At 62.0% G+C, this 12,741-nt stretch carries 10 protein-coding genes; 9 read left to right on the top strand and 1 reads right to left on the bottom strand.

The features are described from left to right. Position 1: 1 nt before the first annotated feature. The 9 genes from B2Z70_RS05985 (at position 2) to B2Z70_RS05945 (ending at position 10,975) form a co-directional block, all read left to right on the top strand. Positions 2-433 carry a hypothetical protein gene (locus B2Z70_RS05985; protein ID WP_009800921.1) on the top strand — a complete coding sequence of 144 codons (432 nt, stop codon included), beginning with the start codon at positions 2-4 and terminating at the stop codon, positions 431-433. A 12-nt stretch (positions 434-445) separates the two neighbouring features. After that, positions 446-1,801, top strand: a complete 1,356-nt coding sequence (locus B2Z70_RS05980) for a pyruvate dehydrogenase complex dihydrolipoamide acetyltransferase (RefSeq protein WP_292981986.1) — start codon at positions 446-448, stop codon at positions 1,799-1,801. A gap of 89 nt (positions 1,802-1,890) precedes the next feature. After that, positions 1,891-3,360, top strand: coding sequence for an alpha/beta fold hydrolase (locus B2Z70_RS05975; protein WP_292981985.1), 1,470 nt, complete (start codon positions 1,891-1,893; stop codon positions 3,358-3,360). Between the two features lie 15 nt (positions 3,361-3,375). After that, the gene (gene lpdA, locus B2Z70_RS05970) at positions 3,376-4,824 is read left to right on the top strand and encodes a dihydrolipoyl dehydrogenase (RefSeq protein WP_292981984.1); all 1,449 of its coding nucleotides are present in this window, start codon (positions 3,376-3,378) and stop codon (positions 4,822-4,824) included. Between the two features lie 87 nt (positions 4,825-4,911). Continuing rightward, positions 4,912-5,604: a hypothetical protein gene (locus tag B2Z70_RS05965; protein WP_292981983.1), complete on the top strand. Its 693-nt coding sequence runs from the start codon at positions 4,912-4,914 to the stop codon at positions 5,602-5,604. A 189-nt stretch (positions 5,605-5,793) separates the two neighbouring features. Beyond that, entirely contained in the window at positions 5,794-6,645 is an 852-nt protein-coding gene (locus B2Z70_RS05960) for a hypothetical protein (protein WP_009800914.1), read from the top strand. Between the two features lie 12 nt (positions 6,646-6,657). After that, entirely contained in the window at positions 6,658-7,911 is a 1,254-nt protein-coding gene (locus tag B2Z70_RS05955; RefSeq protein ID WP_009800913.1) for a polymer-forming cytoskeletal protein, read from the top strand. A 116-nt stretch (positions 7,912-8,027) separates the two neighbouring features. Continuing rightward, the gene (locus B2Z70_RS05950) at positions 8,028-10,469 is read left to right on the top strand and encodes a M1 family metallopeptidase (protein ID WP_009800912.1); all 2,442 of its coding nucleotides are present in this window, start codon (positions 8,028-8,030) and stop codon (positions 10,467-10,469) included. Next, positions 10,469-10,975 carry a DUF6702 family protein gene (locus B2Z70_RS05945; RefSeq protein ID WP_292981982.1) on the top strand — a complete coding sequence of 169 codons (507 nt, stop codon included), beginning with the start codon at positions 10,469-10,471 and terminating at the stop codon, positions 10,973-10,975. Before B2Z70_RS05950 ends, B2Z70_RS05945 begins: the two co-directional genes overlap by 1 nt. Here B2Z70_RS05945 and B2Z70_RS05940 read toward each other — a convergent pair. After that, the gene (locus B2Z70_RS05940) at positions 10,972-12,702 is read right to left on the bottom strand and encodes an alpha/beta hydrolase family protein (protein ID WP_292981981.1); all 1,731 of its coding nucleotides are present in this window, start codon (positions 12,700-12,702) and stop codon (positions 10,972-10,974) included. The genes B2Z70_RS05945 and B2Z70_RS05940 overlap by 4 nt on opposite strands. Positions 12,703-12,741: the final 39 nt, after the last annotated feature.

The raw sequence follows: 12,741 nt of genomic DNA, 5'->3' as shown, positions 1-12,741 counted from the left end.
CATGACCGAGGCTGATGTCATCGAACAGATGGTGGAGTACCAGGACATCCTTCTGAACGGAGTCCAGGTCTTCTTCACGGTGGTGTCGGCCTATGTGGTCGCGGTCTGGGTCTTCCTGCGTCATGCCGGCTTCGGGCTCAGGCTCTTCTCCTTCTTCTTTCTCACCCTGGTGCTCGCCTTTCTCGGGCGCGTCGCCTACGGCTCGCAACGCATTCATGACGGCTTTGTCCAGACCCTGATCGAGCTTGATCAGACAGTCGGCCTCTCGCCCACCGGGCAGGCGGCGCTGGACAATGCCCTTACTGGCATTGACGAGCTGATCCAGAATTCGATGAACGGGGCCTTGGTAGTCGTCTACATCGCGCTGTTCTTCTTGACCTTTTTCGCCCGCTCGACACTGCGCTCGAAAGCGCAGACCAGCGGATCTGCCTGACGGAGCCTTCTGATGCCCATCGAAATCCTGATGCCCGCCCTGTCGCCCACGATGGAAGAGGGCACGCTGTCCAAATGGACGGTGAAAGAAGGCGATACGGTCAATTCCGGCGATGTGATCGCCGAGATCGAGACCGACAAGGCGACGATGGAAGTCGAAGCCGTCGATGAAGGCGTGATCGGCAAGATCCTGGTCGACGAAGGCACCGAAGGCGTGAAGGTCAATGCGCCTATCGGCCTGCTGCTCGAAGACGGCGAGGACAAGAGCGCACTGGAGGGCTATGAGCCCAAGGGCGCCGAAGGCGCGTCTTCGGGCGATGCTGACGCCAAGTCGTCTGACAAGACGTCCAAAAGCGAAGGCGAGGCGTCCGAGAGCAAGTCCGAACCCGCTTCAAGCTCTAAATCCGAAGCCCCGGCCGCCCCGTCCGATGACGATGGCGAGCGCATCAAGGCGTCACCATTGGCGCGTCGCATGGCGAAGGATGCCGGGCTTGATCTCAAGGCGCTCGATGGTTCGGGTCCCAAGGGCCGAATCGTCAAACGCGATATCGAAGAAGCCAGGGAGCAAGGCGTCGGCAAGGCGGACGACAAAACCGCCGCGAAATCCGAGGCGCCGAAATCCCAGCCCTCCAAACCGGTCGATGAGAACGAACCGCTGGCCCAGTACGGCATCAGCGCGGACCGCTATGAGATCAAGAAGGCGGACAATATCACCAAGATCTCGGCCAAACGTTTGTCCGAGAGCTTCCGCGATATCCCGCACTTCCCGCTCAATGTGGATTGTCGCCTCGATGCGCTGCTGAAATTCCGCAAGGAGATCAACGCCAAGACGCCTGAAGGCGTGAAGGTGTCGGTCAATGACATCCTGATCAAGGCGTCCGGTCTGGCGCTGAAGAAAGTGCCGCAAGCGAACGCCAGCTGGATCGAGGATGGCCGCATCGCGATGCACAAGCATGCCGACGTATCCGTCGCCGTGGCGATCGAGGGCGGTCTGATCACCCCGATCATCAAGGACGCCGACCAGAAGGGCCTGGCGCAGATTTCCACCGAGATGAAGGACCTTGCGACCCGCGCGCGCGACCGCAAGCTCAAGCCCGAGGAATATCAGGGCGGCACCTTCTCGCTCTCCAATCTCGGGATGTTCGGAATTTCGTCCTTCTCCTCCATCATCAACCCGCCCCAGGGCATGATCCTGAGCGTGGGGGCTGGTGAGGAGCGTCCGGTCATCACCGATGGCGCACTGGCCAAAGCCACCGTGATGACGGTGACGCTGACCTGTGACCACCGTGTAGTGGACGGCGCGAACGGCGCACGCTGGCTGTCCGCCTTCAAGGGCTTCATCGAAGATCCGATGACCATGCTGATGTAAGCGCTGCGGCGCGCCTGTCATTGTCTGCACCCAATCGCAGGCGCGCCTGCATCCTTGGAAGAGACGAAAACTCCAAAGGATAGAAGATCATGCGCTTGTCCCATCTCTGCCTCGCCAGTTCGCTCACGCTTCTCGCTGCGGGCTGCGCCACGACCTCCGCTCCCATGCCTGCGCCGACGGGCGAGGAGATGGCGTTTGCGCGCTGTGAGGATGCCTCTGATTTCGCTGAGCTGTCGGGCAGCTTGTGCGCAATGGTTGAGGCGCCGCTTCATCCTGGAATACCGGGCGCGGGCCATGTTGATCTCTTCGTGCGCAAGTTTCCGGCTCTGGGCGAGCGTGTGGGCGAGATCTGGATGCTGGCGGGCGGGCCGGGCGAGACCGGGCAGAGCTATTACACCGAGATTGCGGGCTTCCGCACGGCGTTCCCCGGCTATGACGTCTTCATTCCCGACCACCGCGGCACGGGACAATCAACACGGCTTTGTTCCGGAGAAACACCCGATAGCCCTGCCGGAACCGCGCTTGCGGGCGAGGAGTTCGGACCATGCTTTGGCGAGATTTGGCGGAATTCCGAGCGCAGCGCAGCGTTTTCCATGACCAATGGCGCCCAGGATCTGGATCATCTGATCGACGTGCTTGGCGGCGAGGGGAGGCGCTATGTCTATGGCGTCTCCTACGGCACAGGCTTGGCCATGCGGTTCACTCAGCTGCGCACGGTCTCTGTGGACGGGATCGTGCTCGATTCGCTCGTGCCCGCACTGGATGATGCTGAGCTCGATCTAAGCCATCGCTCTCACACCTATGATGCAGTGGGCCGAGAGGTGATTGCGCGCTGCGCGGCGGATGCCGCCTGCAATGCCCGGTTTGAGGGCGGGGTCGAGGCGGCGTTTGCTCAGCTGATCACCGAGATTGATGCGGGCGAGCGTGAAGACCTGGCTGAATATGTTCCCGGCGGCAATCTCAAGCACGCGCTCGGCATGATGCTCGATACGCCGGAAAGTCGCGCGCTGATCGCCGACGCTCTGGTGCTGGCGATCGAGACGCCTGAAGCCTTGCCGGGTTTCTTCGAGACCGAGGTGACGCCCGCCTTTGATCTGTTCGCGGCCGTGGCGGAGTATCCTGACACCGCCTTCTCGATCACGCTTGCAGGTCTGATCGGGGAATCCGAAACCAATCGCCGTCCCGACATGACCGCAGAAGACGTGGCGCGCGAGGAGGCCGGGATGGGTTTTACGTCCAGCCTGACCACCGTTCAGACCTTTACCCAGATGCCGCTTTACGAGCGCGACGCCTATTTTGACGCGCCCTATGAAAACCTGCCGCCGATCCTCGTGCTGCACGGCGACCTGGATCCCAAAACCCATATCGAGGGTGCGCGTCGCCATATCGCTGACATGCGTGAAGCCGGCGGCGATGTACATCTCACCGTGGTCGAAGATGCGCCGCATGCGGTGTGGTTCTTCGCCCAGAATTGCGTGCAGCAGAGCCTCCACGCCTTTTTCATTGCCCAGTCGCCCGCCGCGAGCTGTTCGCTCGATCCGGCGATGCGCCCCTCATAGTTCCGGGAGAGCCCCATGTCGGAAAACAGCTTTGATGTCATCGTGATCGGCTCGGGTCCGGGCGGCTATGTGGCCGCGATCCGGGCCGCGCAGCTGGGGCTCAAGACCGCTATTGTCGAGCGCGAGCATCTCGGGGGCATCTGCCTGAACTGGGGCTGTATTCCGACCAAGGCGCTTTTGCGTTCGGCGGAAATCCTCGATCACGCCAACCACGCCAAAGCCTATGGCCTGGTGCTCGACGGGCAGATGAAGCCGGATGTGGATGCGGTCGTGGACCGATCCCGCAAGGTGTCTGCGCGTCTCAACGGCGGCGTCGGCATGCTGATGAAGAAGAACAAGATCAGCGTCATCTGGGGCGAGGCGAAGCTGACCAAGCCGGGCGAGATCAAGGTGTCGAAACCCTCCAGGCCCGCCGTGGAGCCTCAGCATCCCGCGCCCAAGAACACGCTGGGCGAGGGGACGTATTCCGCCAAGCATATCATCTTGGCCACGGGCGCGCGTCCGCGGGCCTTGCCGGGGATCGAGCCCGATGGCGAGCTGATCTGGACCTATTTTGAGGCCATGAAGCCCAAGTCCTTGCCCGAATCCCTCGTGGTGATGGGCTCGGGCGCGATCGGCATCGAGTTCGCGAGCTTTTATCTCTCCATGGGCGTGGATGTGACCGTGGTCGAGCTGATGGACCAGATCATGCCGGTCGAGGATGCGGAGGTTTCCAAGATCGCTCGCAAGGCGCTCGAAAAGCGTGGGCTGAAGATCATCACCGGCGCCAAGATCTCCAAGGTCGACAAGCACAAGGACGCTGTCACCGCCCATGTGGAGACCAAGGACGGCAAAACCGAAACGATCAAGGCGGATCGCCTGATCTCGGCGGTGGGCGTTCAGGGCAATATAGAAAATCTGGGCCTTGAGGATCTCGGCGTGAAGACCGATCGGGGCTGTGTGGTGATCGACGGCTATGGACGCACCAATGTGGACGGCCTGTATGCGATCGGCGATGTGGCCGGTCCGCCCATGCTGGCGCACAAGGCCGAGCATGAAGGCGTGATCTGCGTGGAGAAGATCGCCGGCGTGGAAGGCGTCCACCCGATGAACAGGAATCACATTCCGGGCTGCACCTATTGCAATCCGCAAGTCGCCTCGGTGGGCCTGACCGAAGCCCGGGCCAAGGAGGCGGGCTATGACATCCGCGTCGGGCGCTACAACTTCGCCGCCAATGGCAAGGCCATTGCGCTGGGCGAGGATACAGGTCTGGTCAAAACCATCTTTGACAAGAAGACCGGCGAGCTTCTGGGGGCGCACATGGTGGGCGCGGAAGTGACCGAGCTGATTCAGGGGTTTGTGGTGGCGATGGGGCTTGAGACCACCGAGGAAGAGCTGATGCACACCGTCTTCCCGCATCCGACCCTGAGTGAAATGATGAAGGAAAGCGTGCTGGATGCGTATGGACGCGTCTTGAACAGCTAGGACTGCGCACCTTGCATCCGAAACCGTATCCGGCGGCATCTAGGGTGTGAGACCGCCCTTTCGGGCGGCGACGGATATGGGAGACACATGATGATGCGGACGGGTTTGGGCGCTGTTTTGAGCGTGATGATGCTGACGGGATGCGTGCAGGCGTCTGATGGACCGACCACCACATTCGATGGTCTGGCGGGGCGCCGGTCCGTCGATACGGACGGCAATGTCGAAATGAATGGCGCCGCCATCACCCTCGAAGGCCGGGTCGGCGGCTGGGTTGAGATGAACGGAGCCTCCGTGGATGTCCGCGCTGACATTGGCGGTGATCTGGAAGCGAACGGCGCCAGCGTGGAAATCGACGGTCAGGTCACGGGCGCCAGCGAGATCAACGCCGGATCGGCTCACCTGAGCGGCGTCTATCTGGGGCCGGTTGAAGTGAATGCCGGCAATGCCCGTCTTGAGGGGCGATATGCCCAGACCCTGCGCGCCAATGCCGGCGCCATGACCCTGGAGGGAGACCATGCCGCGCCGGTCTATTTCGCCGGCGCCGGTCGGGACCGAAACTTTCTGGGGCGGGAGCGTTCGGATCGCTCACGTCTGGTGATTGACGGGCATCTGGCTGCAGGTGGTGATGTCTGCGCTCACGAAGTGATCATAGAGAGGGGCGCCACTCTGGGCGATGTCCTGCGCGTGCGCGCTGATGCCCGGCCCGACCTGCCTTCGGGGCTGTCGCCGGAGATGATCGAGTACACGCCGCGCGACGGCGAACGCTGCCGCGAATACTGATTACTCCAACGAACTGACGGTGAGGGGCGGTCCGCGAAGCGGGCCGCCTTTTTCTTTATGGGCTTAAGTTTTGAGCGCCTTGATCAAAAAATTTATCGTTTTTCGAAAAATTCCGCTTCCTTATCGAGTTTCGATATGATATCGAGTTTCGATAAGGTTGGTCATATAAGAAATATCGGGGAACCCGAAATGACACGTCTCCTTCTCACCACTGCGGTCGCCAGCGTCCTGGCGCTGACCGGCTGCATCGACGTTACGGTCAGGACGCCTGCCTACGCCACCAGCGGCCAACAGAGCCTGCAGGGCGGGGATTTCACTGCGGTTCTGAACGAAGAGGGCGATTTCCGTCTGACGGGCGCAGATGTGCGCGTGTCCGGCGAGGTCGCCGGTCGGCTGCGGGTCAGCGCCGCCGAGTTCGTAGCGCGCGAGCTGCATGCCGGAGCGCTGTCCGTCACCGCCGCAGACATTGCCTTTTCCGGTGATGTGGATGGACCGGTCAGTCTGACGGCCTCGGATGTGAGCTGGCGCGGCAGTGCTGGCGAGAACATGCAGATCCGCGCCGCCGACCTGCATTTTGACGGTCGCGTGAGCGGTCATCTGGGCGCCCAGGTGGCGGATGCGGTCTTGTCCGGAGACTTTGCGGATATCGAGATTTCCGCCGCCGATCTGGAAATTGATCGTCATGCCCGCATCCAGGGATCATTGATCGCCAATGCGGCCGATTTCGAGCTTGAGGGCGTGGTCTCCGGCCCGCTTGATCTCAGCGCCCGGACGGCGCGGATCAATGGCGCATTGCAGGCGCCGATGATCCTGAATGTGGATCCGGGCCGTGGCCGGTTGTCCTCCCGGGATGGCCTGGTCGAACTCAACAGCGACTCGGTCGGCGGATTCATCTGCGCGCGTCGTGTCGTCATCCGCGGTCAGGTCGATGGCCAGCTTGATGTGATGGCTGACTCGCCCCCCGAACTGCTCAATGGCGCACAGGCGCACGACATCCGTTTCACGGCCCGTAATGGCCAGCGTTGCGAACGCAACTCGTAAAGGAGAGGTTTGATGCTCAAGTCTCTGAAAAAATACATGGGGTCGCTGCTGGTGGCAGGTCTGCTCTGCGGCGCGGCCAGTGGCGCGGCCCAGGCCGGTCAGTATATCGGCGGCGATCTCAATCTGTCGCTGGATGAGAACGATGATGTTCTGGTGCTTGCCGCCGATGTGGTGGGCGAAGGCCGGGTCGGCGGAGATCTGACGGTGTTTGCGGCGGATGTGCGCATGAACCTCACCGTGGAAGGCGAGGTCCAGATCGTTGCGGCTGATATCGAGATTGACGGCGCCATTGACGGCGAGGTCGGGATTGCTGGCGCGGACATCCGCATCGGCGCAGACATCTTCAATGATCTGGATGCGGCGGGCGCCGACCTGACGCTGAGCGGTACGGTCGCCGGCGACGCGGCGCTGGCGGGCGCGACAGTGATCATCACGCCGGACGCCATCGTCTCAGGCCGGACCGAGATCGGTGCGCGCGAGCTCTACATGGAAGGCCGTCTGGAGCAGGGCGCGGAGATTCATGCCCGTGACGTGGTGATCTCCGGAACCATCGAGGGCCCGGTCGATATCCGCGCCCGCGACGTGGTGATCGAGAGCGGCGCCGTGCTCACCGGTCCGGTGACGATCCGGTCGCCCAAGCCGCCGTCCGTGGCTGAAGGCGCGCAAGTCGGCGATCTGGATTATCAGCAATACGACTTTGACGAGGATTCCGACTTCGATCATCCCAATGTGAATATCGGCATCGACGATTTCGGGTTCGCTCCGTCGCCCTGGGCTTTTGGCGGCGTGTTCACCGCCAGCGCGTTCCTGCTGGGTCTTCTGGTGTCCCTGGCCAGCCCGAAAGGCGTTGCGGGCATTGCGAGCGCCTTCCGTCGCCAGCCCTGGCTGTCGGGCCTTCTGGGCCTCGTGGTTCTGGCGGTTCTGCCGGTGCTGACGCTGACGCTCTTCGTCTTGTTGCTGGCGACCGTGATCGGCATTCCGCTTGCTTTCCTGCTGATCTTCGCCCTGCCGATCGTGCTGTTCCTGTCCTATGTCTTTGGCGGCATCGTGATCGGGGATCTGGTGATGAACCGTTCCGGCGAACCAGCGCGCTTCGGACTGCGGGCCGGCTCCATGCTCGCGGCTCTGCTGGTGATCGGTCTTCTGTCCGTGATCCCGCTGCTGGGTTGGCTGATCAGCACCATCGTGTTCTGCATCGGTCTGGGCGCCTGGACTATCGCCCTGTTCTCGCGCACGAAACCGGCCCAGAACATGGACGCAGTGTAATGAAATAAGTACAGCGTTACCCTGTTACGATCCCGGTCGACCTTGTAGGTTGGCCGGGATTTTTTGTTCGTAAGCGGTCATAGAGCCGCAGACATGCTTCAATCGGGGGAGCGCTCATGTCCTTGATCAAAGTCGCCCTGGCGGCTGGCGTCGCACTGGTGATCAGTGCGCCCAGCTTTGCTGATCCTATCCGTCAAACCACCAACAACTGGCGCGACGCCTTCCGCCAGCTGGAGGATGAAGATTGGCCGACGCCCAATCGTGAACGTCGCGCCACGGGCGCGCCGGGTCCGGATTACTGGCAGCAACAGGTCGATTACGACATCGACGTCGCGTTCGACGAAAACTCCAAGGTGCTGACCGGTTCGGCCACGGTGACCTACACCAACAATGCGCCGGACACGCTCGATTACCTCTGGTTCCTGATGGACCAGAATCGCTTCCGTCCGGATTCCATCGCGGTGATGACGGAAACCGTGGGCGGCGCCTCTCGCGCCAATGCGCGGACCGGGGCTGCAGCCTCTGTGGACGGCGTTTCGGCGAGCACGCTGCATCGCGCACGCCGACTTGAGGAAGACGGTCTGGGCTTCAACGTTCAGTCTGTCACGCTCGAAGACGGTACGGCGCTGGATTACACGATCGTCGACACGCTGATGCGGATCGACCTGCCGGAAACGCTGGAGACCGGTGATTCGGTCACCTTCACCATCAACTGGGATCATGTGCTGATCGAGACCGCGGTGATTGGCGGCCGCTCCGGCTGGGAATGCTTTGACGAGGACGGCGAGGGCGGCGACTGCATCTATCAGATGGCGCAGTGGTTCCCGCGTGCAGCCGCTTTCACCGATTACGAAGGCTGGCATAACAAGGCCTTCCTGGGGCGTGGCGAATTCACGCTCGAGTTCGGCGACTATGACGTCTCCATCACCGTGCCGCAGGATTTCGTGGTCGCCTCGACGGGTGAACTGCAGAATCCCGAGGAGGTGCTGACCGAAGCCCAGCGCGAGCGCCTCGAAGAGGCCGCGACCGCGGAAGAGCCGGTCTTCATCATCACGCCGGACGAGGCGCGCGCCAATGAACGCCGGGGCACCCGCTCCACAGCGACCTGGGAATTCCATGCCGAGAATGTGCGTGATTTTGCCTGGGCGACGTCGCGCAAATTCATCTGGGACGCCGTGGGCGTTGAGCAGGATGGCGCTGGTCAGGCCCCGGATCGCGTCATGGCGATGAGCTTCTACCCCAATGAGGCGGAGCCGCTGTGGTCGACCTATTCGACCCGCGCCATCGAGCACACGATCGACGTCTACAACGAATTCTCCTTCCCCTATCCGTATCCGACGGCACAGTCGATTTCCGGTCCGCAAGGCGGGATGGAATACCCGATGATCACCTTCAACGGCGCGAGCTATGGCCGTCCGGTGATCGGGGACGATGGCGAGCTGACCTATTCTCGCCGCGCCAAGTTCGGCCTGATCGGCGTGATCATCCATGAGATCGGCCACATCTATTTCCCGATGACGGTGAACTCCGACGAGCGCCAATGGACCTGGATGGATGAGGGCCTGAACACCTTCCTGCAATTCCAGGCCGAGCGCCGCTGGTCCGAGGACTATCCGGTGCGCCGCGGTGATCCGGACCTGATCGCCAACTACATGGTCTCCACCAACCAGGTGCCGATCATGACTCAGTCTGATTCCATCCCGCAATTCGGCAACAATGCCTATGGCAAGCCGGCGACCGCCCTTGTGGTGCTGCGCGAGACGGTTCTGGGCCGCGAGCTCTTTGATCGCGCTTTCCGCGAATACGCCCAGCGCTGGCGCTTCAAGCGTCCGACGCCGTATGACTTCTTCCGCACCATGGAGGAAAGCTCGGGCGTGGATCTCGACTGGTTCTGGCGCGGCTGGTTCTATTCCACCGACCATGTGGATATCGCCATCACCTCGGTGACCGAAGGCACGGTGAACACCGAGAACCCGGAAATCGAGAATCCGCTGGATCGTCAGCGGGAGGCGGATGGCGCCAACTCGACCACGCTGCAGAACAATATCGATGAGGGCCTTGCTTTCTATGAAGCCGAGAATCCCGAGGTTCAGGATTTCTACTCGGCCAATGACCCTCATGTGATCACCAACCGTCAGCGCGAAGCCTATGAAGAGCTGCGCAATGGCGATCTGCCCCAGCATGAAGCTGATGCGCTGGATTATGACGGCTATGTCTACTTCGTGAACCTGGAGAACCAGGGCGGCGTCGTGATGCCGGTGATCCTCGAATTCACCTTCGCGGACGGCAGCACGGACGAAGTCCGGATCCCGGCGGAAATCTGGCGCTTCAATCCGGATTCCGCGATCTGGCGCTATATCAGCGACAAACAGGTCGTGTCCGTGGAGCTCGATCCGCATCTGGAAACGGCCGATGCGGATCGCACGGACAATTACTATCCGGCGCAAATACAGCCGAGCCGTCTTGAGGTCTATCGCGACACCTCGCGGTCTTCCTCGCTGATGGATGACATGGATCTGCGTGTCGAGCGCGACAGCATCCGGACACGGGACCAGTAATGGGTCGCGGCGTCCTCCGCCTTCTGGTTCTGGCCGTTGCGCTCTGCGCAGCGGCCGGTTCCGCTTACGCCCACAGGCTTCACGCCGGACTGACGGACATATCGGTCAATGACGTCACGGGCGAGCTGGAAGTCGTGCATCGGCTTTTCATGCACGACCTCTATCCGGCGATCGATTTCAACGCCATCGACGACACCGAATTGTATGAAACCCGTCAGGGCCTGCTGCGCCTGGGCGCGTATGCGGCGGCGCGGTTCTCCATGCGGGTTGAAGGCGAGGGGCCCTTGCCGCTGCGCTTTGTCGGCGCCGAGCCCGATGGTGAGTTCACCTTCTTCTATTTTGTGGCTGAAGCGCCTGAACCGGGCAGTTCGGTGATCATCGACAATCGCTTGCTGGTCGATTTCCTGCCCAGCCAGTCCAATCTGACGAATGTTCGTCTGGGCGAGGATGTCCAGTCCCTGACCCAGGGACCGGACAACCGTGCGCCGGGCCGGGCGCGCTTCTAGCGTTCCGCGCCGAAGCGGGCGTTGATCCAGTCCGCGATGATCGCCATGGCCTCAGGGTCCATGGTCTCCTCGATCTGGGCGTATTCCGCGATCAGGCCCGTGCCGGCCTTCTGGAAGAGGTGATTGCGTCCTTCCAGAACGACGATCCGGGCATCGTCGTGATCGCCCAGAGCCGCCTCAAGGCCGGACACATTGGGCTCGGCGACGATCTGAAGATCGAGCGTGCCTTGCAGGGCCAGAACCGGTTGATCCATCTGTGACAGCCAGTGCGCCGGATCGTGCTCCAGAAGGGCACGATACCAGTCCCGGGTTTGCTGCTGAATGAACATTGCCTTCTGATCGGCGGTGATTTCGAGGGTCGCCAGCCGGTCATCCGTCAGCAGGCCTTCGAGCGCCGTCCGGGCCTGCTCTGCCGAAGCGGCGTTCCTGACGGCGTCGGTCACGCTCTGCAGGACCTGCGTCCGGGCCGCGATCACGGACGGATCCACATCCATGGCGACATTGTTGGCGACCATCTGATCGACCACGAACTGATGGCCCGGCGTGCCCGGACCCGCCAGAAGCACGATAAAGGCGGTTGCCGGATCCTCGACCGCGACAACAGGTGCGATCAGTCCGCCCTCGCTATGGCCGATCAGGCCCACAGAACGGATATCGGCCTGCTCACGCATGAAGGCGGCGACAGCTTCAGCGTCCGAGGCGAAGTCATAGGAGGTGGCGCTGGCGAAATCCCCTGAGGATTGCTCAAAGCCGCGATCGTCATAGCGCAGCACGGCTATGCCCTCACGGGTCAGGTAGTCGGCGAGCACAGCAAAGGGCTGATGCGTCCAGACGGTTTCATTGCGGTCTTGCGGGCCAGACCCCGAGATCAGCACCACGCCGGGAAACGGACCTTCGCCCTGGGGCACGGTCAGCGTGCCGGCCAGCGTCACCCCCTCCGCATCGGGGTTGTCGATGCGCACATCGAGTTCTGTATAGGGAAAGGGGGGCAGCGGGGTTTGCGGGCGGTTCGGCCCGGTTATCTCGCTGGCGATGCGTACAAAGGATACATCAACATCCTCAAAGCCCGGGCGACGCCATTGCCCGTTGAGCGTGTCGGCATCCCGTTCAAAGGTGTAGGTGACATTCGCGGCCGGGATCGTGAACTCGATGAACGATCCTGTCCGGGCGAGACCGGTGACGGGGATGCCATAGACGCCCTGGGTGATGGAGTTCAGTGCGAGTTGCGTGCCGGCCTCCCCGGTTTGAACCTCGAGCGTGAACTCGAGCCGGGTATCGTCGCGATCAAGATGGCCCTCCCACATTCCATCCAGCTCAGGCATGAAAACGGCCTGTGATTGAGCAGGGCGCGCAAAGCGGGTCGGGATCTGCATGCCCTGGCTGAAGACGCCGTCATAGCTTTGAGTCTGCGCATTCCATTCGCCATCAAACCGCGCGCCGATCTGCTGGATGGAGAAGCTGAAGCGGTCCGCATCAAGGGTGACCGTGCTGACCGGGATATCCTGACCGGGGGCCTGGTCCAGGCTTTCCAGAACCGCGGTTTGCTCGCCGTTCTCGTTCAGGGAGACCGTTACCTGCAGGCGCAAATCGCCGCCGGGAGTCTCCAGGGTCGCGCGCCAGGGTCCCAACCGATCGTCAGGCGTCTGGGCGGAGGCGAGGCAGGTGACGAGAAGGATCAGAAATCCTCCGGCCAGGATCGTGAAGGGAGTTGAAGGTCTTGGGGGCATGTCGGGATTGTCCTCTATGTCGGATTCTGGACACGGCTT

Source organism: Oceanicaulis sp. UBA6590 (genome assembly GCF_002433705.1).
In the GTDB taxonomy this organism is placed as follows: domain Bacteria; phylum Pseudomonadota; class Alphaproteobacteria; order Caulobacterales; family Maricaulaceae; genus Oceanicaulis.
The sequence above is the reverse complement of the archived record's forward strand: the minus strand, read 5'-3'. Positions and strand labels throughout refer to the sequence as shown.

Excerpts from the sequence above, each read along its gene's own strand:
- B2Z70_RS05985 (WP_009800921.1), top strand. The coding sequence starts at position 2 with ATGACCGAGGCTGATGTCATCGAACAGATGGTGGAGTACCAGGACATC.
- B2Z70_RS05980 (WP_292981986.1), top strand. The coding sequence starts at position 446 with ATGCCCATCGAAATCCTGATGCCCGCCCTGTCGCCCACGATGGAAGAG.
- B2Z70_RS05975 (WP_292981985.1), top strand. The coding sequence starts at position 1,891 with ATGCGCTTGTCCCATCTCTGCCTCGCCAGTTCGCTCACGCTTCTCGCT.
- lpdA (WP_292981984.1), top strand. The coding sequence starts at position 3,376 with ATGTCGGAAAACAGCTTTGATGTCATCGTGATCGGCTCGGGTCCGGGC.
- B2Z70_RS05965 (WP_292981983.1), top strand. The coding sequence starts at position 4,912 with ATGATGATGCGGACGGGTTTGGGCGCTGTTTTGAGCGTGATGATGCTG.
- B2Z70_RS05960 (WP_009800914.1), top strand. The coding sequence starts at position 5,794 with ATGACACGTCTCCTTCTCACCACTGCGGTCGCCAGCGTCCTGGCGCTG.
- B2Z70_RS05955 (WP_009800913.1), top strand. The coding sequence starts at position 6,658 with ATGCTCAAGTCTCTGAAAAAATACATGGGGTCGCTGCTGGTGGCAGGT.
- B2Z70_RS05950 (WP_009800912.1), top strand. The coding sequence starts at position 8,028 with ATGTCCTTGATCAAAGTCGCCCTGGCGGCTGGCGTCGCACTGGTGATC.
- B2Z70_RS05945 (WP_292981982.1), top strand. The coding sequence starts at position 10,469 with ATGGGTCGCGGCGTCCTCCGCCTTCTGGTTCTGGCCGTTGCGCTCTGC.
- B2Z70_RS05940 (WP_292981981.1), bottom strand. The coding sequence starts at position 12,702 with ATGCCCCCAAGACCTTCAACTCCCTTCACGATCCTGGCCGGAGGATTT.